Origin of the sequence: Ensifer adhaerens (assembly GCF_002007205.1) — a bacterium.
GTDB classification, from domain to species: Bacteria; Pseudomonadota; Alphaproteobacteria; order Rhizobiales; family Rhizobiaceae; genus Ensifer; species Ensifer adhaerens_D.
Window position 1 is genome coordinate 309,762 of record NZ_LAZS01000001.1, and the last position, 26,101, is coordinate 335,862.

The 26,101-nt window shown below is 63.8% G+C and carries 23 protein-coding genes; 7 read left to right on the forward strand and 16 right to left on the reverse strand.

The window, feature by feature from the left end; all coding sequences use genetic code 11:
• Window positions 1–98 precede the first annotated feature (98 nt).
• On the reverse strand, window positions 99–257 hold the full coding sequence (locus XB14_RS33035; RefSeq protein WP_158665050.1) for a hypothetical protein: 159 nt from the start codon (window positions 255–257) through the stop codon (window positions 99–101).
• Between the two features lie 164 nt (window positions 258–421).
• The gene (locus XB14_RS01405; protein ID WP_234803930.1) at window positions 422–730 is read right to left on the reverse strand and encodes an energy transducer TonB; all 309 of its coding nucleotides are present in this window, start codon (window positions 728–730) and stop codon (window positions 422–424) included.
• A gap of 77 nt (window positions 731–807) precedes the next feature.
• Between XB14_RS01405 and XB14_RS01410 the strand changes: the two genes are divergently transcribed.
• Window positions 808–1,389 (forward strand): acetyltransferase, encoded by a 582-nt coding sequence (locus XB14_RS01410; protein ID WP_327325264.1) that lies wholly within the window; start codon window positions 808–810, stop codon window positions 1,387–1,389.
• Window positions 1,390–1,410: 21 nt separating this feature from the next.
• On the opposite strand, the gene XB14_RS01415 is transcribed toward XB14_RS01410, so the two are convergent.
• The 6 genes from XB14_RS01415 to hutF all read right to left on the reverse strand — a co-directional run bounded on the left by XB14_RS01415 (window position 1,411) and on the right by hutF (window position 7,759).
• A complete protein-coding gene (locus tag XB14_RS01415) occupies window positions 1,411–1,992 on the reverse strand; it encodes a HutD family protein (RefSeq protein WP_077959828.1) in 582 nt (193 codons plus the stop codon).
• Window positions 1,989–3,485, reverse strand: a complete 1,497-nt coding sequence (locus XB14_RS01420) for an HAL/PAL/TAL family ammonia-lyase (protein WP_077959829.1) — start codon at window positions 3,483–3,485, stop codon at window positions 1,989–1,991. The genes XB14_RS01415 and XB14_RS01420 overlap by 4 nt, the downstream gene beginning before the upstream one ends.
• On the reverse strand, window positions 3,478–4,305 hold the full coding sequence (locus XB14_RS01425) for a quaternary amine ABC transporter ATP-binding protein (RefSeq protein WP_077959830.1): 828 nt from the start codon (window positions 4,303–4,305) through the stop codon (window positions 3,478–3,480). The genes XB14_RS01420 and XB14_RS01425 overlap by 8 nt, the downstream gene beginning before the upstream one ends.
• Window positions 4,298–5,155, reverse strand: a complete 858-nt coding sequence (locus XB14_RS01430) for an ABC transporter permease (protein WP_077502802.1) — start codon at window positions 5,153–5,155, stop codon at window positions 4,298–4,300. The genes XB14_RS01425 and XB14_RS01430 overlap by 8 nt, the downstream gene beginning before the upstream one ends.
• A 157-nt stretch (window positions 5,156–5,312) precedes the next feature.
• The gene (locus XB14_RS01435) at window positions 5,313–6,347 is read right to left on the reverse strand and encodes an ABC transporter substrate-binding protein (RefSeq protein WP_077959831.1); all 1,035 of its coding nucleotides are present in this window, start codon (window positions 6,345–6,347) and stop codon (window positions 5,313–5,315) included.
• Window positions 6,348–6,382: 35 nt separating this feature from the next.
• Entirely contained in the window at window positions 6,383–7,759 is a 1,377-nt protein-coding gene (gene hutF / locus XB14_RS01440; protein WP_077959832.1) for a formimidoylglutamate deiminase, read from the reverse strand.
• Window positions 7,760–7,895: 136 nt separating this feature from the next.
• Between hutF and hutC the strand changes: the two genes are divergently transcribed.
• Together hutC and XB14_RS01450 are read left to right on the forward strand one after the other, a co-directional pair.
• Window positions 7,896–8,639: a histidine utilization repressor gene (gene hutC, locus XB14_RS01445; RefSeq protein WP_077959833.1), complete on the forward strand. Its 744-nt coding sequence runs from the start codon at window positions 7,896–7,898 to the stop codon at window positions 8,637–8,639.
• 115 nt (window positions 8,640–8,754) lie between these two features.
• Window positions 8,755–11,679 (forward strand): aminotransferase, encoded by a 2,925-nt coding sequence (locus XB14_RS01450; protein WP_077959834.1) that lies wholly within the window; start codon window positions 8,755–8,757, stop codon window positions 11,677–11,679.
• A 96-nt stretch (window positions 11,680–11,775) separates the two neighbouring features.
• Here the strand turns inward: XB14_RS01450 and XB14_RS01455 are convergent, their stop codons facing one another.
• Together XB14_RS01455 and XB14_RS01460 are read right to left on the reverse strand one after the other, a co-directional pair.
• On the reverse strand, window positions 11,776–12,786 hold the full coding sequence (locus XB14_RS01455; protein WP_077959835.1) for an amino acid ABC transporter substrate-binding protein: 1,011 nt from the start codon (window positions 12,784–12,786) through the stop codon (window positions 11,776–11,778).
• A gap of 105 nt (window positions 12,787–12,891) precedes the next feature.
• Window positions 12,892–15,948 (reverse strand): aminotransferase class III-fold pyridoxal phosphate-dependent enzyme, encoded by a 3,057-nt coding sequence (locus XB14_RS01460; RefSeq protein WP_077959836.1) that lies wholly within the window; start codon window positions 15,946–15,948, stop codon window positions 12,892–12,894.
• A gap of 79 nt (window positions 15,949–16,027) precedes the next feature.
• On the opposite strand from XB14_RS01460, the gene XB14_RS01465 reads away from it, so the two are divergent.
• Window positions 16,028–16,510, forward strand: coding sequence for an Lrp/AsnC family transcriptional regulator (locus XB14_RS01465; RefSeq protein WP_077959837.1), 483 nt, complete (start codon window positions 16,028–16,030; stop codon window positions 16,508–16,510).
• 34 nt (window positions 16,511–16,544) lie between these two features.
• Here the strand turns inward: XB14_RS01465 and XB14_RS01470 are convergent, their stop codons facing one another.
• Complete coding sequence (locus tag XB14_RS01470; protein ID WP_077959838.1) at window positions 16,545–17,483, reverse strand: AraC family transcriptional regulator; 939 nt, start codon at window positions 17,481–17,483, stop codon at window positions 16,545–16,547.
• Window positions 17,484–17,700: 217 nt separating this feature from the next.
• On the opposite strand from XB14_RS01470, the gene XB14_RS01475 reads away from it, so the two are divergent.
• Window positions 17,701–18,747, forward strand: coding sequence for an NAD(P)-dependent alcohol dehydrogenase (locus tag XB14_RS01475; protein WP_077959839.1), 1,047 nt, complete (start codon window positions 17,701–17,703; stop codon window positions 18,745–18,747).
• 318 nt (window positions 18,748–19,065) lie between these two features.
• Here the strand turns inward: XB14_RS01475 and XB14_RS01480 are convergent, their stop codons facing one another.
• Entirely contained in the window at window positions 19,066–19,530 is a 465-nt protein-coding gene (locus tag XB14_RS01480; protein WP_034806518.1) for an Lrp/AsnC ligand binding domain-containing protein, read from the reverse strand.
• Between the two features lie 19 nt (window positions 19,531–19,549).
• Complete coding sequence (locus XB14_RS01485; protein ID WP_077959840.1) at window positions 19,550–20,713, reverse strand: M20 aminoacylase family protein; 1,164 nt, start codon at window positions 20,711–20,713, stop codon at window positions 19,550–19,552.
• A gap of 201 nt (window positions 20,714–20,914) precedes the next feature.
• On the opposite strand from XB14_RS01485, the gene XB14_RS01490 reads away from it, so the two are divergent.
• Both XB14_RS01490 and XB14_RS01495 read left to right on the forward strand, forming a co-directional pair.
• Window positions 20,915–21,985, forward strand: a complete 1,071-nt coding sequence (locus XB14_RS01490) for a D-alanyl-D-alanine carboxypeptidase family protein (RefSeq protein ID WP_077959901.1) — start codon at window positions 20,915–20,917, stop codon at window positions 21,983–21,985.
• A gap of 12 nt (window positions 21,986–21,997) precedes the next feature.
• Window positions 21,998–23,158 carry a CobW family GTP-binding protein gene (locus tag XB14_RS01495; RefSeq protein ID WP_077959841.1) on the forward strand — a complete coding sequence of 387 codons (1,161 nt, stop codon included), beginning with the start codon at window positions 21,998–22,000 and terminating at the stop codon, window positions 23,156–23,158.
• A 42-nt stretch (window positions 23,159–23,200) separates the two neighbouring features.
• On the opposite strand, the gene XB14_RS01500 is transcribed toward XB14_RS01495, so the two are convergent.
• The 3 genes from XB14_RS01500 to XB14_RS01510 all read right to left on the reverse strand — a co-directional run bounded on the left by XB14_RS01500 (window position 23,201) and on the right by XB14_RS01510 (window position 26,085).
• Window positions 23,201–23,437: a sulfurtransferase TusA family protein gene (locus tag XB14_RS01500; RefSeq protein ID WP_034806524.1), complete on the reverse strand. Its 237-nt coding sequence runs from the start codon at window positions 23,435–23,437 to the stop codon at window positions 23,201–23,203.
• On the reverse strand, window positions 23,437–24,873 hold the full coding sequence (locus tag XB14_RS01505; RefSeq protein ID WP_077959842.1) for a L,D-transpeptidase family protein: 1,437 nt from the start codon (window positions 24,871–24,873) through the stop codon (window positions 23,437–23,439). The genes XB14_RS01500 and XB14_RS01505 overlap by 1 nt, the downstream gene beginning before the upstream one ends.
• A gap of 258 nt (window positions 24,874–25,131) precedes the next feature.
• A complete protein-coding gene (locus XB14_RS01510; RefSeq protein ID WP_077959843.1) occupies window positions 25,132–26,085 on the reverse strand; it encodes an acetyl-CoA carboxylase carboxyltransferase subunit alpha in 954 nt (317 codons plus the stop codon).
• Between the last annotated feature and the right edge of the window lie 16 nt (window positions 26,086–26,101).

Genomic DNA, 26,101 nt, shown 5'->3' on the forward strand with positions numbered 1-26,101 from the left:
GCCACCATCATCGATGGCAGCGCCTGCGGATGCTTCCGCTTGAGCACGGGAACCGGCCAGCGCGGCACGCTGCCTGCCGGCGCCGCGGGACAGAGGGCTCAGCGATGGATCGACGAAGTGATCGTCGTGTAGTCGGGCAGGTTGATGTCGGCGATTTCGGCTGCGCGGTATTGGGACAGGGCGAAGTGCATGATCGCGATCACGGTGATCGAGAAGGCCAGTACGGTGACGTTGACGCCGAAAGCGGTTTTGATCATGTCCCTTGTCCTCCAAGCCCTGCGTTTGTTGACGTGTGTCGCTAAAAACCGTGACATGGAGACTATCGTGTGGCGTCAATTGTGCTGTTCCCCGGGGAACATGGAATATGGTTAGCCATTTCTGAACGACCAACTGCGTTCTCTTTGCCCCTGCCGATCGTCGATCAGCGTTCCTGGACCATCTCGACCCGGTACTCCCGCCTCCCGGTTGGATGTTTCGGAAACGGGGCCGCGCGCCTGACCGCGTCGATGGCAGCGGCATCGACCTTTCTGTTGCCAGACGAACGGTGGACGGTCACCAGAGACAATCCGCCGTCTTTCTCGACCACGAACCGCACCAAAGTTCGCCATTGCCCGTGCTTGCTTGATCGGTCAGTCTGTTCGTGGCCCTTCTTTGATGAGGCGGCATGGGCGGGAGCTAGCGCGCCGGCCGTGAATATTGCGGCGCAGAGAAGAGGGAGCAGGATTTTCATGGAGCGTCTCAGCCGCGTGTGGGATGGGTAGGTGTGAGACGTAATCATCTTTTGGTTGCGTGCGCGAGAGTATTTTCATGCTGTGCGGTTATTTGCCGAAAGCATCGAAGCGGCATCTTGAACGCAAGGCTCTCGTGCGTATTGTGCGGGCCACTGCGCCGCCCGTTGCCTTCGTACGGGTTCTGAAGGCTATGCGACCTTCCAATAGAAAATTTCAAATGACCATTTCCATCCGCAGTTCTCGCGCTTCCGATTTTCCGCGCACGTTCGAGATCTGGCGCAGCGCCGTCATTGCCACGCACGACTTCCTCACGCCGGAGGACTTTGCCGCGATCGAGGCGCTGGTGCGCGACCAGTATCTGCCGGCCGCAGAGTTCTGGATCGCCGCTGACGAGAACGACCAGGCACTCGGTTTCATGGGCATGAGCGGGGCGCAGATCGACTCGCTTTTCGTGCATGCGGATGCGCGCGGCGCCGGCGTCGGCCGGAGGCTTGTCGAGCACGCCATGTCGCTGCATCCGGTGCTGACGGTTGATGTCAACGAGCAGAATGCGTCCGGTGCCGGGTTCTATCAGCGCCTGGGGTTTGTGACAGTCGGGCGCTCGCCGGTCGATGATGCCGGGCGGCTCTATCCGCTGCTGCATCTACGCCGGGGATGATCAGCGCATGCCGGCGCCCGCTCAGGCGGCCGGCTTGTTGATGGTGATCAGGAAAAGAACGGCGGAGGCGGCCGGTTCGATCGTGATGGGGGCAGAGCCTTCTAGGATCACCGTGTCGCCCGCGGCGAGGTCTGCCGTGGCGTCTTTCGCGGTCAGGCGCACCGCTCCGCCATGGCAAAGCAGGAGCGTCGTCGCTGTGCCACCTTCCACGGTCTGCGGATGATCGAGCGCCAGTCGCCGAACCCTGTGGGCAAGCTTGCCACGCCTTGTCATCACATTGAGGTCGACGATCGGGCCATCGACCAGCGTCGCCGAGGTCGAAACGTCGGCCGGGAAGGGGAGCGGTGCCGTCCCTCCGGTCATCAGGACGGGCTCTCGGCCTTCGATCATAAGCCGCATGCCCTTTCCCTGCAGGATGGAGAGCGTGCGGTCGATGCCGGGGAAGCTGGAGAAGGGGCCGTCGGTGGCCACCGTCGCCATGCTCACGCGCCAATCGAAATCGGCGAGCGAGGCTTTTTCGGGGGAGACGGCGATCTCCACGGTCTCGCCGCCGCCGTTCTTCCAGGGCATGCGCTTGTAGGAACTGGCGCGCAGGATTTTCATGGCGTCGCCTCCTCGATGATCGCGCGCATGCGGGCAAAGTCGCCGTTCAGCGGCCGGTCGTCGGCATAAGCAGGGATGATCGAGCGGATGCGCCGGTAGAGCGCGTCGGTGCGTGCGGCGCGACCACGCGGCTGCAGATCATAGGCCTGCGATGCGGCGAGCAGCTCGATCGAAAGGATCGTTTCGAGGTTGTCGGCGATCGACAGCGCTTTCCAGGCAGCCGGCGTCGCATGGGTGAGGATGTCCTCCTGCAGCGCCGAGGTGATGCCGCCGTCGAGGCTTGCGGGAGCGGCCAGGCGCCGGTTTTCGGCGGCAAGCGAGGCGGCCGTGTACTGTGCGATCATGAACCCGGAGGAGACGCCGCTGTCGCCGGCAAGGAAGGCCGGCAGGCGGCTCACCAGCGGGTTGACCAGCCGATCGATGCGGCGCTCGGAGATCGCGGCGACTTCGGCAACGGCGACCGCCAGATTGTCCATGGCAAGGCCAAGGGCAGCCCCCACCGCATGGGCCTGCGAATGGACTTCCGGCGCCTCGGGCGTGCCTGATACGGCCGGATTGTCGGTGAGGCTTGCGAGTTCCCGATCGACGACTTCTGCGACGTGAACCAGCGCATCGCGGGCAGCGCCATGCACATGCGGCACGGCGCGAAGGCTCAAGGGATCCTGCGTGCGTGTGCCGGCGGTTTCCGCAAGCATCGGGCTATCAGCGAGATAGGCGCGCAGAGACGCACCCACTTCCTCCAGTCCCTTGGAGCGGCGAAGGGCGAGTGGGCCGGCGGCAAAGGCGTTCGCCTGGCTACCGAGGTTTTCATAGGTCATGGCGGCGGCCGCATCGGCCCAGTCGAAGAGGCGGGTCGCGCGCGAGAGCGCCAGCGCCGCAAGGCCGGTGGCGCAAGGCGTGCCATTGACGAGGCTCAGGCCCTCCTTGGCTTCGAGCCTGAGCGGCTTGAGGCCGATCCGCGCGAGCGCCTCGGCGCCGCTGATCTTGCCCTTACCGTCGTCGACCGTTCCATGGCCGATCAAGACGAGACCGATAGCGGCTGCGTGAGTGAGGTAGCCGACCGAGCCGCGCGACGGGATGTCGGGGATGAGGTTGGCATTGAGGAGCGCAAGCAGCGCCTCGACCGTCTCGATGCGCACGCCGGAATAGCCATGGGCGAAGTTGGCGATCTGGGCGGCCATCACTGCGCGGGCCTCGGGCCGGGCGAGCGGTTCGCCGACACCGCAGGCATGGCTGAGGATGATGTTGTGCGACAGCGCCTGCTGGTTCTTGCGGTCGATGACGACGTCGCAGAGCGCGCCGACGCCGGTGTTGATGCCGTAACCGCGAATGCCGCGTTCGACGAGCGCGTCGACGACCTTGCGGGCGTGGACGATGCGCTTCCGCGCGGTTTCCGAAAGCGCGAGCGGGGCGCCATCGGCGACCGCCGCGATTTCTTTCCAGGTCAACGGCGCATCGAGGATTATGCTGTCAGCACTTCTGCTTTCATTCATGGGCTTCCGGTCGTCCCTGTCGGCGTTGCACGAAACGGGCAACATAATCGTTGGCCGGCCGTTCCAGAATATCGTCCGGCGTGCCGACCTGCACCACCTGGCCGTCCTTGAGGATGGCGATTTCCGAACCGATGCGCAGCGCCTCGTCGAGATCATGGGTGATGAAGACGATGGTCTTTGCAAGGTTCTGCTGCAATTGCAGCAACTGGTCCTGCATGTCGGCGCGGATCAAGGGGTCAAGCGCCGAGAAGGCCTCGTCCATCAGGATCACGTCGGTATCTGCGGCCAGCGCCCGGGCCAGGCCGACGCGCTGCTTCATGCCGCCGGAGAGCTGGTGCGGGAACTTGGCGTCGTAGCCGGCAAGACCCACGGTCTCGATCCATTTCATGCCGATGTCGCGCGCCTGCGCCTTGGGCAGGCCGCGCACGCGCTGACCGTAGACGACGTTCTGCAGCACGGTGCGGTGCGGCATCAGCGCAAAACTCTGGAACACCATGCTGACGCGGTGCATGCGGAAGGTGCGCAGCGCCTTGGCGTCAAGATCCAGGATGTTGTTGCCGTCGAACGCCACTTCGCCGCTGGTCGGCTCGATCAGCCGGTTGATGTGGCGCACCAGCGTCGACTTGCCGGAGCCGGAAAGCCCCATGATCACGAAGATCTTGCCGGCGCCGATCGTCAGGCTGACATTGTTGAGGCCGACGCTGCAGCCGGAGCGGGCGAGAATTTCGGACTTGTTGAGCCCTTCCTTCGCCATGGCGAGTGCGGCTTTCGCGTCCTGCCCGAAGATCTTGTAGACGTTGCGGATCTCGATATCAGCCATTGCGGGGATCCTCCGTCCGGCTCTTGCCGAAGCCTTGCGTGATGCGGTCGAGTACGATCGCGAGAATGACGATGCCGATGCCGGCTTCGAGCCCCTTGCCGACGTCGAGTGTCTGGATGCCGTTCAGCACCTGCTCGCCGAGGCCGCGGGCGCCGATCATCGAGGCGACGACCACCATCGACAGCGCCATCATGATCGTCTGGTTGAGGCCGGCCATGATCGTCGGCGTGGCGAGCGGCAACTCGACGCCGAAGAGGATCTGGTTGGGGCTGCCGCCGAATGCGGTTGCCGCTTCCACCACTTCGTGGTCGACCTGGCGGATGCCGAGATCGGTGAGGCGAATGAGCGGCGGGACGGCATAGATGATGGTGGCGAGGATCGCAGGTACCTTGCCGAGGCCGAAGAGCATCAAAGCCGGGATCAGGTAGACGAAGCTCGGCATGGTTTGCATGACGTCGAGCACCGGCAGGGTGATGTTGCGCACCAGCCGGCTCTTGGCGACGAGGATGCCCATCGGCACGCCGATCGCCACCGATACCAGCGTCGCCATCAGCATCAGTGCCAGCGTCTGCATGGTAAGGTCCCAGAGACCGAGCACGCCGACGAAGAACAGCAGCGCACCGACCGCGACGGTCAGCGTCCAGCGCTTGGAGCTTTGCCAGGCGAGCGCCATGAAGGCGAGGATGACGACCCACCAGGGCAGCCCGCGCAGGATCCACTCGATGAACAGCACGGCTTTGAGGATCACCGCGCTGATCGCCTTGAAGACCCAGCCATAGCTGCTGACCAGCGTCTGGATGAACTCGTTCACCGGCGCGCGGATGGAGAGATTGAGGGTATCCGGAAACATCGGATGTCGTTCCTTGCTCGGGCCATGGGCGGGCGCAACGCTGCGGCCGATGGCGCTTGCCTCGGGGTGTCGAAGGTGCTGGCCGACCCGGATCTGGCAGGGCCGCCCTGCAAGAGACAGGGCGCGCGTCAGACCCGTGTCGGCCGACCGAACGAACTTACTTCAGGCTGGCTTCGATCTTGCCGCGGGCTTCATCAGAAACCCACTTGCCCCAGACGTCGCCCTTGGTCTTCAGGAACTCGGCCGCTGCCGCCACCGCATCGACCTTGTTGTCGGTCATGTAGGCAAGGCTGCCGTTGACGTCTTCGAGCGGGAAGGTTGCCTTTTCGAGGATGGCGATGATCTCGGGGGCTTCCTGCGCAAAGGTGCTGTTGACGCCGTAGGAGACGTCGACCGATGGGAAGGCGCAACCCTCATCGCGCTTGCCGGTGGCGCTCGAAAGTTCCTTCCAGCAGGCTTCGTTGTAGGCCGGTTCTTCCAGCTGCACGAGCTTGAACTTGCCCATGATCGCGGTCGGCGACCAGTAGTAGAAGAGGATCGGCTCGCCCTGCAGATAGGCGGAGGTGATCGCGGAATCGAGTGCCGTGCCGGTGCCCGGACGGAAGTTCACATAGGTCTCGCCAAGCTTGTAGGCATCCAGCTTGGCCGTGCTGACGCCTTCGCAGGTCCAGCCCGACGGGCAATTGAGGAAGCGGCCCTTGGTCGGCTCTTCCGGATCGGCGAAGATCTCGACGATCTTGGCATCGGAGAGCTGCGAGACGCTCTTCAGGTCCGGCGCCTTGGCCTCGAGGTTGCGGGACGCATCGCCCTTGATGACGTATTCCGGTACGAACCAGCCTTCGCTGGCGCCGACGAAGGTCTTGCCGACGGCGACCACCTTCTTTTCCTCGACCGCCTTGTTCCAGATGTCGGAGCGGCCGAGCCATTCCTCGGCGAAGATCTGCACGTCGTTGTTGGCGGTTGCCTGCTCCAGCGTCACCGAGTTGCCTGGGATCGAATCCACTTGGCAATCGTAGCCCTTGGCAAGAATGGTCTTCATCACTTCGGTGATGAAGGCGCCGCTTTCCCAGTCGATGCCGGCGAACATGACGGTCTTGCCGTCGCCGCAATAAGACGCGCTGGCGCTGCCGGTGGAAGCCGCGAGCACGAGGCCGGTGGCGGCAAGGGTGAGTTTCAATTTGCTGATCGACATAAAGCTGTTCCCTTTTTTGATATTGGCTTCGATGACTATTTCAGTTTCATCAGCACCCGCGCGAAAGCGCGGTCGATATCGTCCTCCCGGTCGTGGCGTCCGTTCCGGATCTTCCACGCGCCTGCGACCATGACGTCGCGAACGCTCTCGCCGCCAAGCGCAAAGAGCCAGCGGTCGAGGATCTGGTTGTTGGTGGCGGCAGCGATGTAAGGGTTGTCGCCGTCGAGCACGACGAAATCGGCGCGGGCGCCGACGGTAACGCCCGCGGTCGTCTGGCCGGCAGCCTGGGCACCGCCCTTGTGGGCTGCGTCGAAGATGGTTCGGCCGATCGAGGCACCGGGGCCGGTGGCCAGCCGGTTGCGGCGGCGATCGCGCAGGCGCTGGCCGTATTCGAGCAGGCGCAGTTCCTCGGCGACGCTGGTTGCCACATGGCTATCGGTGCCGACGCCGAAAATCCCGCCTTCGGCCATGAACTCGACCGCCGGGAAGATGCCGTCGCCGAGATTGGCTTCGGTTGCGGGGCAGAGCCCGGCAACGGCGCCGGAACGCGCCAGGCGCTGGCGCTCGCTTTCCGTCAGATGCGTTGCGTGGATCGCGCACCAGCGCTCGTCGACCGGCATCTCGTCGAGCAGCCATTCGACCGGGCGGCGGCCGCTCCAGGCGAGGCTGTCTTCGACTTCCTTGGTCTGTTCGGCGACATGGATATGGATCGGACCGGCGACGGGTGCTGCATCGAGGATGGTGCGCATCTCCTCGGGCGTTGCGGCGCGCAGCGAATGGATGGCATAGCCGAGCGTGTTGCCGGATTCACGGCAGAGCGGCTCGAGGCGCTGAAGCAGCGCGAGGAAACGGTCGGGGTCGTGCAGGAACGGCCGCTGGCCGGGATTGGGGTCAATGCCGCCGAAATTGGCGTGGGCGTAGAAGACGGGCAGGTGGGTAAGGCCGATGCCGGTCGTGCGGGCGGCGGCGAGGATGCGCAGCGACATCTCGGCCGGGTCGGCATAGGGCGTGCCGTCGGCCTGGTGGTGCAGGTAGTGGAATTCGGCGACGTGGCCGAAACCGCCCTTCAGCATCTCCATGTAGAGCTTGGCCGCGATCGCCTCGACATCGTCAGGGTTCACGAGGCCGACGGTGCGGTACATTTCCTCGCGCCAGGTCCAGAAGCTGTCGTTACCGCTGCCCGCCACTTCGGCAAGGCCGGCCATGGCACGCTGGAAGGCGTGGGAGTGCAGGTTGGCGATCGCCGGGACCAGCGGTCCGGCCGCGCGCTCGTCGCCGCTTGTGGCGGCGGTGCCGGTTTCGATCGCTGCAATGCGGCCGGAAGCGTCGAGCGAAATCGCGACGTTTTCGGCCCAGCCTTCGGGCAGGAGAGCCCGTTCTGCAAAGATCCGGTTGACGGGAAAACTAACCATGTGCATTTTCCTGTACGTAGTTGTATATGGAACTATAGATATTTTACGCTGGCGCGCAAGCGTGAAATGAACGAAAAGATTCGAGAGCGAATGCGCATGATTTGTTCGGCGGCGCGGAAAGGCGAGGCTTGAGTTGATGACGGCAGTGGGAAAACGGAACGAAACAGCCGCTTTCGAAGACGGACCGGTGCCGCGCTACGAGGCTGTCAAGCAATTCATCCGCAGCCGCATCGACAGCGGCGAGTGGCCCGCGCATCACCGTATCCCCTCGGAAAACGAGATCGTCGCCGACCTCGGCGTCAGCCGCATGACCGCCAACCGGGCGCTCAGGGAATTGGCAACCGAGGGCGCGATCACCCGCGTGCAGGGCGTCGGGTCCTTCGTCGCGGCCCACAAGGGCAGCACCGCGCTGCTTGAAGTCCGCAACATCGCCGACGAAATCCACGGACGCGGCCATGCTCATACGTCGTTGATGACGCTCTTGAACGAAGAGGCGGCGACACCGGAGATCGGCTACGCGCTCGGGCTTGCCACCGGCGCCCGTGTCTTCCATTCGATCATGGTCCATTCGGAAAACGGACTGCCGATCCAGATCGAGGATCGTTTCGTCAATCCGGCGATCTGCCCGCGTTATCTGGAGCAGGATTTCCAGGCGATGACACCGAACGCCTATCTGACCGCAATGGCGCCGATCACGCGCACCGAGCAGATCGTCGAAGCGGTGTCGCCGCAGCCCTGGGAATGCAAGCTGCTCGGCATCGACCGCAACGAACCGTGCCTGATGATCCGGCGTCGCACCTGGGCGGACGCGGGCAATGTGACGACTGCGCGACTGCTCTACCCCGGCACGCGCTACCGGCTGGAGGGCATGTCGCAGTAATCGCGGGGAGGATGTAAGCGGAAAACCGCACATCTTTTCCTCGATCCCGCTCTAATCTCGACAACATTCCGGTCGATTCGGAGGATCGACCGCCGAATGGGAGGATGACGAGACCATGGTTGAGGACGCGCTGAAGCTTCGCACCGAGCTCCCGAGACCCGATGTCAGCGCCGAAGAGGCGCGCGCGCTGCTGTCCGACCACTACGGCCTGTCCGGTGCGATCGTAGAACTCGGCAGCCAGCAGGACCGCAACTATCGCATCGACACCGGCGACCGGCGCTATGTGTTGAAAATCTGCCGCGCGGAATACGAGCCGCTGGAACTGGAAGCGCAGAACGCTGCTCTGCGGCACCTTGCCGAACGGATGAGCACGGCAAGGGTCGCGGAAGTCGTGCCGTCGCAAAAAGGCGAGGCGATCGAGAGCGTTACCGTGCGCGGCGCCGATTACCGGATCCGCCTGCTCAGCTATCTCGACGGCGAACCGCTGACCAGGCGCAAGCATCTGTCACGCGAAGCCGTTGCCGCGCTCGGCGGCCTGGCCGGCAAGCTCGCCGCCGCCTTGCAGGATTTTGAGCATCCGGGTCTCGAGCGTGAGCTACAGTGGGACCTGCGCCGCGCCGGACCCGTCGTGCTCCATCTTCTCACCGACATGCCGGACCAGCAGCGCCGGAAGCGCATCGCCGAAATCATGGTCGGCGCCATGCGGCGGTTGCAGCCGCTTACCCCTGAGCTCAGAACCCAGGCGATCCACCATGACGTCACCGACGACAATGTGGTCAGCCGGCTCGACGCGGCCGGCCGGGCGATGCCGGACGGCGTCATCGACTTCGGCGATATCCTCAATGGCTGGCTGGTTGCCGAACTCGCCGTTACCTGCGCCTCGCTGCTGCATCATGCGGATGGAGACCCCTGGTTCATCCTGCCCGCGGTCAAGGCGTTTCACGCGGCATGCCCGTTGACCGAGGTGGAGCTGAAGGCGCTTTGGCCGCTGATCGTCGCGCGCGCTGCGGTGCTGGTCGCAAGCTCCGAACACCAGCTCTCCCGCGAGCCCGACAACGCTTACGTCGAAGGCAATGCCGCGCATGAGCGGGAGATCTTCGAGGTCGCGTCGTCGGTGCCTTCTGCGCTAATGGAGCACGCCATTCTTTCGGCCGTCGGCTTCGCGCCGGACTCGGCCCGAGTGACCGGGGAGAGCCTGATCCAGGGGCTCGGCCCCACTGACGTGCGCCAGATCGACCTCTCGATCCTGAGCCCGCTGTTGCCGGAAGAGCGCTGGCAGCACCAGGGATTGCCGATCTCGCTGCTGCAGCACGCTGCGCACGCAATCGGTGTCGCGACCACGCGCTACGGCGAATACCGGATGACCGAAGCCCAGCTGCGGTCGCCGAAACCGGCTGCGACGCTGGCGCTGCATGTCGATATCTGCCTGGCCGCGGGCCGCGAAATCACGGCTCCCTTCTCCGCCCGCGTCGTTCGGCAGGACGGGCTTCTGGTGCTCGAAGGGGCCGAAGCCAGCCTGTTCCTAGAAGGCGTGGAAGCCCATGCCGACCTTTCAGAGACGGTTGTCGCCGGGGCGACGCTCGGCATCGTCTCCGGCGAACAGCAGTCCTACGGGCTGATCCGCGTCCAGCTTTGCCGCGAGCATGGTCTCGTGCCGCCGCTTTTCGCCATGCCGCATCAGGCGGAAGCCTGGAAGCATCTCTGCCCTTCGCCGACCGGTATCCTCGGCTTCGAATGCGATGCGCCGGAACCACATGGCGAAGCGTTGCTCGCCCGTCGCCAGCAGCACTTCGCCAAGCCGCAGAAAAACTATTACCTGAAACCACCGCAGATCGAGCGCGGCTGGAAGGAGCATCTCTTCGACATCGAGGGCCGCAGCTATCTAGACATGGTCAACAACGTGACCATTCTCGGTCATGGGCATCCGCGACTTGCAGCCGCGGTGGGGCGGCAATGGTCGCTGCTCAATACCAATTCGCGCTTTCACTATGCCTCCGTCGCCGAATTCTCGACGCGGCTTGCAGCGCTGGCGCCGGATGGGCTTGACACGGTGTTTCTGGTCAATAGCGGCTCGGAGGCGAACGATCTGGCACTGCGGCTCGCCTGGGCCTATTCCGGCGCGCGCAACATCGTGAGCCTGCTCGAGGCCTATCACGGCTGGACGGTCGCGAGCGATGCGGTGTCGACCTCGATCGCCGACAATCCGCAGGCGCTTCAGACCCGCCCGGCCTGGGTGCATGCGGTCACCGCACCCAATACCTATCGGGGCGAGTTCCGTGGTGGGGATACGACCGACAGCTATGTGCGCTCGGTCGTCAAGAAGCTTACCGAACTGGACGCCGCTGACGAGAAGCTTGCCGGCTTCATCTGCGAGCCGGTCTACGGCAATGCCGGGGGCATTGCTCTGCCGAAGGGCTATCTCGATGCAGTCTACGCCATGGTGCGGGCACGCGGCGGTTTGTGCATCGCCGACGAGGTGCAGGTCGGCTACGGCCGCCTCGGCGATTATTTCTGGGGCTTCGAAGAGCAGGGCGTCGTGCCCGATATCATCACGGTTGCCAAGGGCATGGGCAACGGCCATCCGCTCGGTGCCGTCATCACCCGCCGCGAGATCGCCGATGCGCTGGAGAAGGAGGGGTACTTCTTCTCGTCCTCGGGCGGCAGCCCGGTGAGTTCGGTCGTCGGGCAGGTGGTGTTGGATATCCTGACCGAGGAACGGCTGCCGGAAAACGCACAGGTGGTCGGCGGTTATCTGAAGGCGCGGCTCGAAGCACTCGGGCAGCGCTTCCCGCTGATCGGTGCCGTCCATGGCATGGGGCTCTATCTCGGCGTCGAATTCGTGCGCGATCGGGAGACCCTTTCGCCGGCGACCGAGGAGACGGCGGCGATCTGCGACCGCCTGCTCGATCTCGGCGTCATCATGCAGCCGACCGGCGACCACCTGAACGTGCTGAAGATCAAGCCGCCGCTCTGCCTATCCCGCGAGAGCGCCGACTTCTTTGCCGACATGTTGGGCCGCGTGCTGGAGGAAGGCTGGTAAAAGCGAAAACGCCGCGGGGAGGGCCGCGGCGTCTCGTTGGCGCTTTTCCTTGTTCGAGCAAATCCGAACGGAGACTTTGCCGGACTGCTCGGGGGATCAGCGTGCCGGTGGGGCGTACATCAGGCCGCCCTGGCTCCAGAGTTTGTTGAGACCGCGTTCGATCTTCAGCGGGCTGTCCTTGCCGAGGTGGCGTTCGAAGACTTCGCCATAGTTTCCGACGGCGGAAACTGCCTGGTAGGCCCATTTCGGATCGAGGCCGAGCGACTTGCCGGCTTCGTTCTCGATGCCGAGGAAGCGCTTCTGCGCGGTCGTGCCGCTCTCGATGAGCTTGGCGGCATTGTCCTTGGTGATGCCGAGTTCTTCGGCTTCGGTCAGCGCAAACAGCGTCCAGCGCACGACCTTGAACCACTGGTCGTCGCCCTGGCGGACGGCCGGGCCGAGCGGCTCCTTCGAGATGACTTCCGGCAGCACGACGAAACGGTCGGGGTCGTTCAGCGTCAGCCGCTGGGCGTAGAGCGCCGAAGCGTCGGTGGAATAGACGTCGCAGCGGGCGGTGTTGAAGGCCTGGATCGTCTGGTCGGCCTTTTCGAAGGCGACCACCTGGTACTGGATGTTGTTGGCGCCGAAATAGTCGGCCATGTTCTGTTCGGTCGTCGTGCCGGTTTCGGTGCAGACGGAGGCGCCCGAGAGTTCCTTGACACTCTTCACGCCGAGATCGTTGCGCACCATGAAGGCCTGGCCGTCATAGTAGTTGACGCCGACGAAGCTCATACCGAGATCGGTATCGCGTGACAGCGTCCAGGTGGTCTGGCGCGACAAGAGGTCGGCCTCGCCCGACTGCAGCGCGGTGAAGCGCTCCTTGGTCGAGAGCGGAACGTATTTCACCTTGTCGGGATTGCCGAGCGCTGCGGCGGCCACGGCGCGGCAGAAGTCGATGTCGAAGCCGGTCCATTCGCCCTTGTCGTTGGGCGCGGAAAAGCCGAGCACGCCCTGGCTGACGCCGCAGCGAAGCTCGCCCCGCTCCTTGATGACGTCGAGCATGCCGGCGTTGGCGGCGGTGCCGGCAAGGAACGCGGCGCTTGCCAGTGCTAGAACTCCAAGTTTCATTGTCCTGTTCTCCTCTTCTCTTGTTTTAGGGCATGCATCTTCGCTGCCGGGATGCGTCCACATCCCGGCCAGTCGGTTATGGTTTCGGCGGTATCGAGCCCGGCGTCAGCCGAGCTTGCTTGCCACGTCGGCGAAGGTCTCTTCCAGCACGGCGATCAGATGATCGGCATCGCGTTTCGAGAAGATCATCGGCGGGCGCATTTTCAGAACGTTGTCATGCGGACCTTCGGTGCCCATCAGCACGCCGCGGCGGCGGGCGCCATTGGAGACGGCCCGGGCGAACTCGGTTGCCGGCGCCTTGGTCTTGCGGTCGGACACAAGCTCGACGCCGAGGAACAAGCCCATGCCGCGCACGTCGCCGATCACCTCGTAGCGGGCCTGCATCGCACGGAAGGCATCGATCAGATAGTTGCCGATCGAAAGCGCGTTGCCGCGCAGATCCTGTCCCTCGATCACGTCGAGCATGGCGAGACCGACGGCGCAGGAGACCGGGTTGCCGCCGAAGGTGTTGAAATACTCCATGCCGTTGTTGAAGCTGTCGGTGACCTCGCGGGTCGTGACGACGGCTGCGAGCGGATGGCCGTCGCCGATCGGTTTGCCCATGGTGACGATGTCGGGCACGACGCCTTGCGTCTCGAAGGCCCACCAATGGCTGCCGACGCGGCCGAAGCCGACCTGCACTTCGTCGGCGATGCAGACGCCGCCGGCTTCGCGCACGAGGCGATAGACTTCTTTCAGATAGCCCTCCGGCAGGAATACCTGGCCGGCAACGCTCGGGATCGATTCCGCGATGAAGAAACCCGGACCTTCGCCCTTGGCCTTCATCGCCTGGATCAGTTCTGAGACGCTTTCGGCAAAACGCTTGCCGTGTTCCTCGGCCGGCCAGTCGGCCGGTGCATGGTAGCTGTCGGGAATGGTCGCCACATGGACGTGCGGCTTCGGGCCTTTGCCACCCTTGCGGCGGAACTTGTAGGGGCTGATGTCGATCAGCTCCTGCGTCGTGCCGTGATAGGACCAGTCGAGCGTGATGGCGTTTTCCCGGCCGGTATGGGCGCGCATCAGGCGCAGCGCCAGGCTATTGGCCTCGGAACCGCTGTTGACGAAGCCGGCGACCGTCAATTCCTTCGGCAGCGTTGCCGTCAGCCGCTCGGCATAGGCGACGATGTTGTCGTGCAGGTAGCGGGTGTTGGTGTTGAGGATCGCCGCCTGCTTCGCCATCGCCTCGACGACAGCCGGATGGGCATGGCCGATGTGGCAGACATTGTTGAAGCAGTCGAGATAGGCGCGGCCGCTGTCGTCGATCAGCCAGACGCCTTCGCCGCGCACGAACTTGATCGGCTTGTCGTAGGAGATCGAGAGGTTCGGCAAGAGCAGTTCCTTGCGCCGCTTGACGATCTCCTCATGCGAGCGGCCTTTCTTCTCGTAGAACTCCTCGGCAATGCCGGCGAAGGTGCGCGCATCGGGGAAGAGCTCGGCCCAGACGTCGAGAAACTGCGGCTCGCCGACGCCGAGGATTTCGGTCGCCGAGAGGCTGGTGTCGGTCGAAAGCTGCAGATGCAGATGCGGCGCCCAGCCGCCGTTTTCCTTCGGCGCGCCCATTTCGCCGACGAGTGCGCCGGCTTCGAGTTGGTCGCCAGCCTTGATGCGTCCCATGGCCTCATGCGCCATGTGGCCCCAGAGCGTGACGAAAGGCGGGCAGCCCTCCGGCTCATGGCGAAGTGCGATCAGGCAGCCATAGCCGAGCGGGTCTTTTTCGACGTCAACGCTGACGACGGTGGCGGCAAGCGGGGTGTAGAGCCTGGTGCCGGCGGCCATGAAGAGGTCGAGGCCGAGATGGCGGGTGCGGCGGGTGTGATCGACGAAGCGCGAGACGAACATCTCGCCGGCATAGACCGTGCGTTCTTCGCCAAAGGGTCCGATGCCGAGCTCGACGCCATGCGCGCGGCAATAATCTTCCCAGATCGCCTGAGCCTCATCCGGCCGTTCGCCTGCCGATTTCACCGTCATCGGGTGCGTCGGGTCGCCGTAGGGCACGAGCGCTGCCGGATAGGTGGCAGCCGGCTTATCGAGCAGCGGCTTCAGCGTCTTGCGGTTCTCGCGGATCCACGAAGCGATGGCACGTGCGCCAGGGGTCGCCTCGAAGCCGCAGGCATGCCGCAGGATGGCGGTGGCGAAGCGCGGGTTCATCCGGTCGAGCTTGCGCAAGAGCGTCCAGGCCGGTCGTTCGCTGATCGCGAGATAGGGATTGTCGTCGGTGTGGGCGCGGCGCGAGGCCGAGATGGTGACGGACGTGACGAGGCGCATGGCGATGAGATCGAAGAGCAGATCGACCTCTTCCTCGGCCAAAGGATATTCCTGATGGAAGCCGCGGGCGATCGCAGCGGCGGCGCCGATCGGATCAGGATGGTCCAGTCCGGCATAGGCGGCGGCAATGGCGACTTCGGCGATGACGGGCGCATGCAGCGCGTCACCGAAATCAATCAGGCCGGAAATCTGGTCGTGATCGGCCTTGTCGACGAGCACGTTCCAGTCGTTGGCGTCGTTGTGGATGACGGCGGCGCGAAGAGTGGCAAGGCGCGGCGCGACCGATGTGTTGAAGCGGGCAAGAAAGCGCTCAAGCAGGGCGCGGTCTTCTGCGGCAGCGACGTGATGCAGCCGATCGGCCGAGCGGCCGGCATGGCGGATGTCCCAGTCGAGATCGCGCAGCGCGCCCGGATGCATGAAGCCTTTGAGCGATGCGTCAAAGCGGCCGAGCATCTGCCCGAGGGATTGAAGAGCTGCGTCGCCGCGGCCGGTTTCGGCAAGCGGCAGCCCCTCGACCCAGCTCACCAGCCGTAGGCGGTGGGTGACGCCGCGTGCGCTCGTCGTCGAAGCGAGACTAGCACCGCTCAATGTCAGGCGAACATGCGGCACCGGCAGGTCGGCAGCATGGGCGCCGACGTGTTTCAGCAGCGCGGTCTGGAAATCGCTTTCGACTTCCGGTTCGGCAGCATTGATGACCTTCAGGATAGAGATGCTGCCGTCCTCGGCCTCGACCTTGAAGTTCTGGTCGCGTTCGCTGGCAAGCAGCGAGAGCGCACCGGAGAGGCCGTAATGCTCCTTCAGCAAGGCGGCGGCCGCTTCGGTCGAAAAATCAGGCGTGGTCTTCAGCATATCGTTCATGGGGGTCCTCATCTCGATAAGGAGATTTGCATGGGCTGTGCCGTGATGCATCCGGCAATATGCCGGTTGCACCGGCACTATGTTTATAATAACCGTCATCTTGTCGGCGGGCACGGAGGACGGGGACATGCAGGACATCGACGCGATCGACCGCACCATCCTCAGCATTCTGTCGCAAGAGGCGCGGATCCCCATGAAGTCGCTGGCCGGACGCATCGGGCTGTCGCGAAGTGCAACGACCGAGCGCGTCACCCGGCTGGAAAAGGCCGGCGTCATCCGCGGCTATCGCGCCGATATCGGGCAGCTGGAGGAGGGCACGATCCAGGCCTTCCTGCTGGTGACACTGAAGCGCACACCATCGATCGGCGTGCTCGATAGGCTTGCCGGCTTTTCCACCGTCCGCAAGGTGTCGTCTGTGAGCGGCCAGCTCGATCTGGTCGTTGAGGTCGAGGTCGGCTCGATCAATGCGCTCAACGAGCTGCGCAACGAAGTCGCGACGATGGACAATGTCGAGGACCTGACGACCTCGATCGTGCTCAGGCGGGATATCGAGCGCAGCTGAGCGGGATGCCGGCGGTTGCCGATTCCCTGCCGCCTCAGCCTTCGCTGAGCATTTCCGCCTCGACGCCGAAGCGTTCGAGCAGCGAACGGCGCATGCGGCCGATGTCGCGCATCGGCGGTTCACCGAAGTGGCGGGCATATTCACGGCTGAACTGCGATTGGCTTTCGTAGCCCACCTGATGGCCGGCATCGCCGGCGTCGAGGCTCTCCTCCAGCATCAGCCGCCGCGCCTCCTGCAGCCGAAGCTGCTTCTGGTATTGCAGCGGGCTCATGGCGGTAATCGCCTTGAAATGATGGTGCAGCGACGAGACGCTCATCGAGACACGGTTGGCGAGATCATCGATCCGGAGCGGCCGCGAGTAGTGTTCCTTCAGCCAGGCAACGGCGCGGCCCACCTGATGCGGCTGGCTGTCGGTCGTTGCCATCTGCCGGAGACGGTGGCCATGCGGACCGGTCAAAAGCCGGTAGAGGATTTCCTGCTCGATCAGCGGCAGCAGCGCCGGAACATCGTCCGGCCGTTCGAGCAGGCGCAGCAGGCGAAGGGCTGCGTCTTCGAGATCCGGCGTGATCTTGCTGACGCTCATGCCGCGCGCGGAGGCGGCGGGAGCCGGCAGGTGCGAGAGCGACGCCAGCAGCGCCTGGATCTTGCCGGGATCGAGGGTGAAGGCCATGCTGAGATAGGGTTCTTCCGCCGAGGACTGGCAGACCTGGGACAGAACCGGCAGGTCGATCGACGTCAGCAAGTAGTCGGAGGCGCCGTAGATCAGCGTCTCTTCGCCGAGCACGACGCGCTTTGCACCTTGCACGATGATCGCCAGGCTTGGCCGGTAGGCAGAGCAATTGACCGGGGCCTCGCCGCCGTGGCGATGGAGGCTCAGACCCGGGATGCCGGTCATGTGGTCGCCATCCCGTCCGGCGAACCGGGCAATGATATCGATCATCTCTTGGCGGGCGGTCTGTCGCGTGACTGTCATAATCTACGGTCTTTCCAGCGGCTTAGCATTGTCTGAGGTGATGCTCAGATAAGGTGCGAGGACGGGATCTCCAGGGGCGTTTTCTCAATCTTGGAGGATCGTGCAAAAACTTTGCAGGATCGCTCTAACGGTCACCGTGTCTGCCCCGCCATAGTTCTGATGCGTCAGGCCGGGTTCCTTCCGGACCTGCACCCTTTCCCAAAATGAGGACAGACTGATGGCCATTGCAAGAGGATATGCGGCGACCGATGCGTCGAAGCCGCTGACGCCCTTCACCTTCGAGCGCCGCGAACCGCGCGACGACGACGTGGTGATCGAGATCAAGTATTGCGGCGTCTGCCACTCGGACATTCACCAGGCCCGCAACGAATGGGGCAATTCGGCTTTCCCGATGGTTCCGGGCCACGAGATCGTCGGCATCGTCACGGCGGTCGGCTCCAAGGTGACCAAGTTCAAGGTGGGTGACCGCGCCGGCGTCGGCTGCTTCGTCGATTCCTGCACCACCTGCGCCACCCGCGACCTCGACCTGGAACACTACATGCCGGGCCTGATCGTGACCTATAACGGCGTCGAGGCCGACGGCAGGACAGCGACCCAGGGCGGCTACTCCGACCATATCGTCGTCAAGGAAGGCTACGTGCTGTCGATCCCTGACAATTTGCCGCTCGACGCAGCCGCACCGCTGCTTTGCGCCGGCATCACGCTTTACTCGCCGCTGCGCCACTGGAAAGCCGGCCCCGGCAAGAAGGTCGCAATCGTCGGCATGGGCGGTCTTGGCCATATGGGCGTCAAGCTGGCGCATGCCATGGGCGCTGACGTGACCGTTCTCAGCCAGACGCTTTCCAAGCAGGAAGACGGGCTGAAGCTCGGCGCCGACCATTACTACGCCACCAATGATCCGGAGACCTTCAAGGCGCTGGCCGGCACGTTCGACCTGATTATCTGCACGGTTGCCGCCGAGATCGACTGGAACGCCTACCTCAACCTCCTGAAGGTCGATGGCGATCTGGTGCTGGTCGGCATTCCGGAAAACGCGGTGCCGGTGCACGCCTTCTCGCTGGTGCCGGCGCGCCGCAGCATTTCCGGCTCTATGATCGGTTCGATCAAGGAAACCCAGGAAATGCTCGACTTCTGCGGCGAACACGACATCGTCTCGGAAATCGAGACGATCCGCATCCAGGACGTCAACGCGGCCTATGAGCGTGTCGTCAAGAGCGACGTGCGCTATCGCTTTGTCATCGACATGGCGTCGCTGGCTGAGTGATGCATTTGTGGTGCGGCGCATCTAGCGCCGCGCCATTCAGCCGGTGGTGGCACGTGGTACACCCCCCTCTGCCCTGCCGGGCATCTCCCCCACAAGGGGGAGATCGACTTGAAGCGATGTCCCGCTTCACATTTGAGCCAAGTGGCGGTTCATGGCGTCTGTTGAACGCCGTAACGATCCGATAGAAGCGCTGTGATGATCTGCCGCCCGTTATCGGGCAGAATGGTGCCGCTTGTCGATCTCCCCCCTTGTGGGGGAGATGCCCGGCAGGGCAGAGGGGGGTAACCTTCCGCACAAAGCGGCGGCGCGCATCCCCATTCAAACCAGCGGCAGCGGCCCGTCGTTCTTGATCTCTTCCATCACTGCATAGGTGCGGGTTTCCTTGACGCCCGGCAGTGTCCAGAGCACCTGGCCGAGGAAGTTGCGGTAGGCCGCCATGTCCTCGAATCTCGTCTTCACCAGATAGTCGAAGCCGCCTGCCACCATGTGACATTCGAGCACGGCCGGCGCCTGTTTGACGGCGGCGGCGAACTGGTCGAAGACGTCCGGCGTCGTCTTGTCGAGCATGACCTCGATGAAGACCAGCAGGCCGAAGCCGAGCTTCTGCGGGTCCAATCTCGCGCCGAAGCCCGAGACATAACCTTCCTTCAACAGCCGGCGGAGCCTTTCGCTGGTCGCTGTCGGTGACAGGCCGATGCGATCGGCAAGCTCCAGATTGGTGATACGCCCATCCGCCTGGAGGATGTTGAGAATTCGTCGGTCAATCTTGTCGATCTGATGCATCGTGCCTCCCACCCGTGCCTCAGGCGGCAAGTCGCGTTTCCGCGAGCTTCACCCAGTAGGAAATGCCGTGCGGGATCGCCTCATCGTTGAAGTCATAGGCGGGATGATGCAGCCCGGCGGTGTCGCCATTGCCCATGAAGACGAAGGCGCCGGGACGGGCGAGCAGCATATACGAGAAATCCTCACCACCCATCATCGGGTCGAGGGACGGCTGGACATTGCCGGCACCGGCAATCTCGGCTGCGGCCTCGAGCGCGTAGCCGGTCTCGTCGGCATGATTGACGGTCACCGGATAGTTGCGATTGTAGGCGACCTGGACAGTCGCGCCGTAGATCTGTGCAACCCCTTCGGCGATCGTGCGGATACGGCTTTCGCCGATCTCTCGCACCTCGGGCATGAGGGTGCGCACAGTGCCTCCGAGCACCGCTTCCTCCGGAATGACGTTGTGGGCGAAGCCGGCGTTGAACTTGGTGACGGAGACGACGACGGAGGCGAGTGGATCGACGGTGCGGGACGCGATCGTCTGCAGGGCGGTCACGATCTGGGTGCCGACGACGATCGGGTCGATCGTCTTGTGCGGCTGGGCGGCATGGCCGCCGCGGCCCTTGATGGTGATGGTGAACTCGTCGGTCGAAGCCATGATCGGGCCGACGCGGCTGCCGAAGTGGCCGACGGGCATGCCCGGCATGTTGTGCATGCCGTAGACTTCGGCGATGGCAAAGCGTTCCATCATGCCGTCCTTGACCATCTCGTTGCCGCCGCCGCCGCCTTCTTCGGCCGGCTGGAAGATGACCGCGACTTGGCCGGCGAAGTTGCGGGTTTCGGCGAGATACTTGGCGGTTCCGAGCAGCATCGCCGTGTGGCCGTCGTGGCCGCAGGCATGCATCTTGCCGGATGTCTCAGACGCCCAGGGCTTGCCGCTCGTCTCGGTGATCGGCAGCGCGTCCATGTCGGCGCGAAGGCCGATGGTGCGGCCCGTGCCGAGATTGCCGCGGATCAGGCCGACGACGCCGGTGCGGCCGAGGCCCGTCACGACTTCGTCAACGCCGAACTCCTTCAGTTTCTTTTCGACGAAGGATGCCGTATTTTCGACCGCGAACAGGAGCTCCGGGTTCCTGTGCAGGTGGCGCCGCCACTCGGCGACTTCGTTCTGGAGCTCGGCGGCACGGTTGAGTATCGGCATCGGTTCGTCCTGTCGGTCTGTGCGATCACTAATTGTATCTGCGTATCGGTGTGGATTGGCAGCAGTCCCTGTGAATGGGCTTTGCCATCTCCTCGCCATATAGGCTAAATAGCCGGACGAGACGAGGCAACAGCGGATTTTCGAGGTTCTATCGTGGTGACAGCAGGATTTTTCACGCGTGGCAAGGTAAAGGCGCTCGGAGTGACGGCGGCGACATGCGCCACGCTTCTCGCGGCGCTGCCGGCTGCGGCCAATCCGAGGCTGGTCGTCGACGTCAATTCGCTGAAGGTCTACGAGCACCAGGACATCTTCCAGAAATGGTATCCGGCGTCGCTGACCAAGCTGATGACGGCCTATACAGCCTTCCGCGCCATCAAGTCCGGGCAGCTCACGCTCGAGAGCCCCGTCATCATGACCAAGAACGCGGCCGCCGAACCGCCGAGCAAGATGTTCTATAAGCCCGGCCAGGCGATGACGCTCGACAGCGCGCTGAAGATGATGCTGGTGAAATCCGCGAACGACGTGGCGGTCGCGATCGCCGAAACGGTCGCAGGTTCGGAACCCGCCTTCATCGAGCGGATGAACGCCGAGGCGCGCCGCATCGGCATGACGTCCTCGAACTTCGTCAACCCCAATGGCCTGCCCGGGCCGGGACAGTACACGACGGCGCGCGACCTTGCGGTGCTCGCCATCACGCTCAAGCGCGAGTTCCCGCAGTATTCCTCCTATTTCTCGCTGGAAGGCTTTACGACCGGCAAGAAGGATTATCCCAACTACAACATGCTGATCGGCCGTTTCGAAGGGGCTGATGGAATGAAGACCGGCTTCATCTGCGCCTCCGGCTTCAATCAGGTTTCCTCTGCCACGCGGGAAGGGCGCAGCGTCGTCTCGGTCGTGCTCGGCGAGGACAGCCTCGGTGCCAGAGCCGACGAGTCCGCGCGCCTCCTGCAGATGGCGCTGACGACGAGCGGCAACGGCAAGCCGTCGCTGGTGCAGATCCCGCCCTATGGCGAGACGCGCGACATGGTGGCTGATGTCAGCAAGCAGATCTGCTCGAAGGCAGCCGCGAAGGTCCGCAGCGAAGGCCGCGACGAGGCCGGCCGCCAGAAGCTGCTCTCGCCCTATATCCATCAAATCAACCGGCCGCTGAAGCTTGCCTTCGCCGGTCTGATCGCCGGCAGCGGCGAAAAGGCGCCGAAACTTGCCGGCGACCCGGTCGGCCAGGGCGATGTCGCCAACGTGCCGATTCCGGTGCCGCGGCCGACCTTTTGATCGGAGTCCATGATGGTCAGTTCCTTGCCGGCGGTGCCGGTCTCCATCCTCACCGGCTTCCTCGGTGCGGGCAAGACAACGTTGCTCAACCGGCTGCTGAAGGATCCCGATCTGTCGGATACGGCCGTCATCATCAACGAGTTCGGTGATGTCTCGATCGACCACCTGCTGGTGGAAGCCTCCAGCGACGGGGTCATCGAGCTTTCGGACGGCTGCCTCTGCTGCACCGTGCGCGGCGAACTGGTCGACACGCTCGCCGATCTCATGGACCGGATGCAGACGGGCAAGATCAAGCCGCTGAAGCGCGTTGTCATCGAAACCACCGGACTTGCCGACCCGGCGCCGGTTCTGCAGTCGGTGATCGGCAACCCGATCATTGCGCAGAACTTCCGCCTGGATGGCGTGGTCACGGTCGTCGACGCCGTCAACGGCCTGCAGACGATCGCCAATCATGAAGAAGCCTTGAAGCAGGTCGCCGTTGCCGACCGCATCGTCATCAGCAAGACGGGGCTTGCCGAGGCATCCGTGCGCGATGCGCTGACGGCCCGGATCCGCGCGCTCAATCCGCGCGCACCGCTGATCGATGGCGACAGCGCCGAGGCGGGACGCGCAGGGCTTTTTGATTGTGGCCTCTACGACCCGTCGTCGAAGATCGCCGATGTCGGCCGCTGGCTGCAGGACGAAGCGCACGACGACCACCATCATGACCATGACCACGGTCACGATCATCACGAGCACGATAACCATCATGATCATGGGCACGATAATCACCACCATCACGATGTGACGCGACATGGTGGCGATATCCGCTCGTTCAGCATCGTGCATGACCGGCCGATCGAGCCGATGGCGCTCGACATGTTCATCGATCTGCTGCGCTCGGCGCATGGCGAGAAGCTCTTGCGGATGAAGGCGATCGTCGCGGTTGCCGACCGGCCGGAGAGGCCGCTGGTGCTGCACGGCGTGCAGAACGTTTTCCACACGCCGGAGCGGCTCGCCGCCTGGCCGGATCCGAACGACCGGCGCACGCGCATGGTGCTGATCACCAAGGGCCTGACGGAAGATTTCGTCCGCGACCTCTTCGACGCCTTCACCGGCAAGCCGCGCATCGACCGGCCGGACGCCCAGGCGCTGTCGGACAATCCGCTCGCCGTTCCGGGCATGCGGTTCTAAACCCTCAGGGATCGAAGCGTTGCCGCGCGGCAGACGTGGTGTCTAGGCGCCCTTGCGGATGAGGAATCGGTGGCCGCCGTCGGCGGGTGCAGCCTCTACGAGCTTGTGGCCGTCCTCGTTACAGAAATGCGGAATGTCGATCACCGCCAGCGGGTCGGTGGTCTCAATCTCCAGCAAAGCGCCCGGCGCCAGCGAGGTCATGCGCTTGCGAGTCTTCAAAACGGGAAGGGGGCACTTAAGCCCCCTCAGGTCGTAGACGATCTTTTGTTCGTCCGGCATTAATTGCCCCAGATCTTCCAGAAGGGCCGCTTCTTCGGCGGCTCTTCGGTCAGGACAGGCGCTTCTGCAACCGCATCCGGTGCGGGCGCTGTCGCAACGGCGGCGGTCTGCTGTGGTGCAGCGGCAGTCGCTGCGGCTCGTGCCTGCTTCTCGGCCTTTGCCGGCTCCTGAGCCTGTGGCGCAACGGCGGCCTGCTGTTCCGGCGTGATGACGACCGGCGCGGGCATCTGAAGCTCAGGCTCGCTCTTGGAGAACAGGCTCCAGAAGGATTTCTTGGGCTGCTCGACGGCCGCCTGCATCACCGGCTGCGGAATGGGATTGGCGGCCGGAACGGGCACGTGCTTGCCGCCGTCGGTCGCCTTTTCGAGTTCCTTCTTCTGGATCTCGACAGCCTGCTTGGTCTCTTCCGCTTCCTTCTGATCGGCGAGTTTCTTTTCGAGATCGCTCGCCTTCATCATCTTGCCGGCGTCAAGCGAGTTGCCGGTCGGGGCATAGGCGAGTTCGCGGCCGACTCGCTGCTTGGCGACGATCGCCTTGCGCTCGGCCTCGCTCGGCTCGTACCAGACCATGCCGTCATACTTCTTCATGGCCTTGTCGTAGTCGGTCTGGTAGCTCTTTTCGAAGGTCGCCATCGCTACCTGCAAGGCAGGCGGCGTCGACATGGCCGGGCACTGGCCGCCCGGATTGAACGGACCGGAGGCCTGCTGGTTGAAGACGTACTTCTTCTCGCAGACGTTGATTTCCGGCGGGCGCTTGGTGACTTCGAACTGGTCGTAGCCGACCTTCAGCATCTTCCAGAAGTCGATATTCGGATTGTCGCGGTGCCGCGCCATGTTTTCCGCGGTCATGCGGAAGGGGAAGGCCTGCAGCTGCACGCTCTCCTGGCCGCCCTTGAAGCTATCGCGGGCGAGCGCGAAGATCTCGATCATCTGCTCGTCGGTCATCGAGTAGCAGCCCGATGACGAGCAGGCGCCGTGGATCATCAGGTGCGTGCCCTGGCGGCCGTTCGCCTTGTCGTAGACGTTGGGATAGCCGGTGTTGATGGCCAGATAGTAGTTGGAGTTGGGGTTCATCTGGCGCGGGAAAAGCGGGTAGAAGCCTTCCGGCGCCTGACGGTCGCCTTCCTTCACCTTGGGCCCGAGCTTGCCCGACCAGGCGCAGATTTTATAGGTTTTCAAGAGCTGGAAGCGGTTGGCCGTGTTGGCCTTCCAGACTTCGAGCGTGCCCTCTTCCTTGAAGATACGCAGCGCGATCGGGGCCTGCTTCTGCATCCCGAGTTCGGACATCTTTTTGACCATCGGGGCAGAGACCTGGTACTCGGTCTTGTTCTTGACGGACTTGATGTCGACCGACGTCGTGGCGTCGAGCGCCTCGTTGGTGCAGCCGGAAAGTGCGGCGACAATGGCGGCGGAAGCTAAAAGGTGCCAGAAACGCATCAGCAGAGGCCCGTTCAAACCCAAACTCGACTATCAGAGCCGCGTCCGCGAGGGGGAGGGCTCTCAGAGAATCACTAAGCGATTATACTTCACGAATTCTTAACCCTGCAGGGTGGCCCTGCCGATGCGCTGTTCTTGACCTCATGAATATGGCCAAGATTTGGCCATAGTCCGCTTTGCGGTTGCGAAAGTCACTGCCGCAATCGCGGGCCGGCCGACCGAAGGAGCGACGGGGCTCGGCCCGCATCCGCCTTCAGCTTAGAGGTTGCGGCCGATATTGAGGTATTTCTGTCGGCGGTCGGTGCGCAATTGGTCGCCATCGCGTCCGGAAAGCTCCTTCAGCGCGTCGGCGATCACGGTTCCGGTGCGGCCGATGACCGCGTTCGGGTCGCGGTGCGCGCCGCCGACCGGCTCCTGAATGATGCCGTCGATGACGCCGAGCGCCTTCAGATCCTCGGACGTGATCTTCATGTTGCTGGCGGCTTCCTTGGCGCGGGTGGAATCGCGCCACAGGATCGAGGCTGCACCTTCCGGCGAGATGACGCTGTAGATCGCATGCTCCAGCATGTAGACGCGGTTGCCGGTGGCGATCGCAATCGCACCGCCGGAGCCGCCTTCGCCGATGACGACAGTGACGATCGGCACGCGGACATTGAGGCACGTCTCGGTCGAGCGAGCGATGGCTTCCGCCTGACCGCGCTCTTCGGCGTTGACGCCCGGGTAGGCGCCTGCGGTGTCAACCAGCGTGATCAGCGGCAGGCCGAAGCGATCGGCCATTTCCATGACGCGGATCGCCTTGCGATAGCCTTCCGGACGAGGGCTGCCGAAATTGTGCTTGATGCGCGACTTGGTGTCGTTGCCCTTCTCCTGGCCGAGGACGGCGACCGGCATGCCGCGGAAACGCGCAAGGCCGGCCTGGATGGCATCGTCGTTGGCGAAGTTGCGGTCGCCGGCAAGAGGGGTGAACTCGGTGAAGAGCTCGGCAGCATAATCCAGGAAGTGCGGACGCTGGGGGTGCCGGGCGACCTGGGTCTTCTGCCAGGGCGTCAGCTTGGAATAGATCTCCGCCATCGCGTCGCGGACACGCGTCTCCAGCCGTTCGATCTCATCCGAAGTATTCACGCTCTCGTCTTCGCCGGCGAGCTTCTTCAATTCGAGAATCTTGCCTTCGAGGTCGGAGATGGGTTTTTCGAAATCGAGATAGTTGTGCATGAGATGCGTTTCCGAT

Excerpts from the sequence above, each read along its gene's own strand:
- XB14_RS33035 (WP_158665050.1), bottom strand. The coding sequence starts at position 257 with ATGATCAAAACCGCTTTCGGCGTCAACGTCACCGTACTGGCCTTCTCG.
- XB14_RS01405 (WP_234803930.1), bottom strand. The coding sequence starts at position 730 with ATGAAAATCCTGCTCCCTCTTCTCTGCGCCGCAATATTCACGGCCGGC.
- XB14_RS01410 (WP_327325264.1), top strand. The coding sequence starts at position 808 with ATGCTGTGCGGTTATTTGCCGAAAGCATCGAAGCGGCATCTTGAACGC.
- XB14_RS01415 (WP_077959828.1), bottom strand. The coding sequence starts at position 1,992 with ATGAAAATCCTGCGCGCCAGTTCCTACAAGCGCATGCCCTGGAAGAAC.
- XB14_RS01420 (WP_077959829.1), bottom strand. The coding sequence starts at position 3,485 with ATGAATGAAAGCAGAAGTGCTGACAGCATAATCCTCGATGCGCCGTTG.
- XB14_RS01425 (WP_077959830.1), bottom strand. The coding sequence starts at position 4,305 with ATGGCTGATATCGAGATCCGCAACGTCTACAAGATCTTCGGGCAGGAC.
- XB14_RS01430 (WP_077502802.1), bottom strand. The coding sequence starts at position 5,155 with ATGTTTCCGGATACCCTCAATCTCTCCATCCGCGCGCCGGTGAACGAG.
- XB14_RS01435 (WP_077959831.1), bottom strand. The coding sequence starts at position 6,347 with ATGTCGATCAGCAAATTGAAACTCACCCTTGCCGCCACCGGCCTCGTG.
- hutF (WP_077959832.1), bottom strand. The coding sequence starts at position 7,759 with ATGGTTAGTTTTCCCGTCAACCGGATCTTTGCAGAACGGGCTCTCCTG.
- hutC (WP_077959833.1), top strand. The coding sequence starts at position 7,896 with ATGACGGCAGTGGGAAAACGGAACGAAACAGCCGCTTTCGAAGACGGA.
- XB14_RS01450 (WP_077959834.1), top strand. The coding sequence starts at position 8,755 with ATGGTTGAGGACGCGCTGAAGCTTCGCACCGAGCTCCCGAGACCCGAT.
- XB14_RS01455 (WP_077959835.1), bottom strand. The coding sequence starts at position 12,786 with ATGAAACTTGGAGTTCTAGCACTGGCAAGCGCCGCGTTCCTTGCCGGC.
- XB14_RS01460 (WP_077959836.1), bottom strand. The coding sequence starts at position 15,948 with ATGAACGATATGCTGAAGACCACGCCTGATTTTTCGACCGAAGCGGCC.
- XB14_RS01465 (WP_077959837.1), top strand. The coding sequence starts at position 16,028 with ATGTTTATAATAACCGTCATCTTGTCGGCGGGCACGGAGGACGGGGAC.
- XB14_RS01470 (WP_077959838.1), bottom strand. The coding sequence starts at position 17,483 with ATGACAGTCACGCGACAGACCGCCCGCCAAGAGATGATCGATATCATT.
- XB14_RS01475 (WP_077959839.1), top strand. The coding sequence starts at position 17,701 with ATGGCCATTGCAAGAGGATATGCGGCGACCGATGCGTCGAAGCCGCTG.
- XB14_RS01480 (WP_034806518.1), bottom strand. The coding sequence starts at position 19,530 with ATGCATCAGATCGACAAGATTGACCGACGAATTCTCAACATCCTCCAG.
- XB14_RS01485 (WP_077959840.1), bottom strand. The coding sequence starts at position 20,713 with ATGCCGATACTCAACCGTGCCGCCGAGCTCCAGAACGAAGTCGCCGAG.
- XB14_RS01495 (WP_077959841.1), top strand. The coding sequence starts at position 21,998 with ATGGTCAGTTCCTTGCCGGCGGTGCCGGTCTCCATCCTCACCGGCTTC.
- XB14_RS01500 (WP_034806524.1), bottom strand. The coding sequence starts at position 23,437 with ATGCCGGACGAACAAAAGATCGTCTACGACCTGAGGGGGCTTAAGTGC.
- XB14_RS01505 (WP_077959842.1), bottom strand. The coding sequence starts at position 24,873 with ATGCGTTTCTGGCACCTTTTAGCTTCCGCCGCCATTGTCGCCGCACTT.
- XB14_RS01510 (WP_077959843.1), bottom strand. The coding sequence starts at position 26,085 with ATGCACAACTATCTCGATTTCGAAAAACCCATCTCCGACCTCGAAGGC.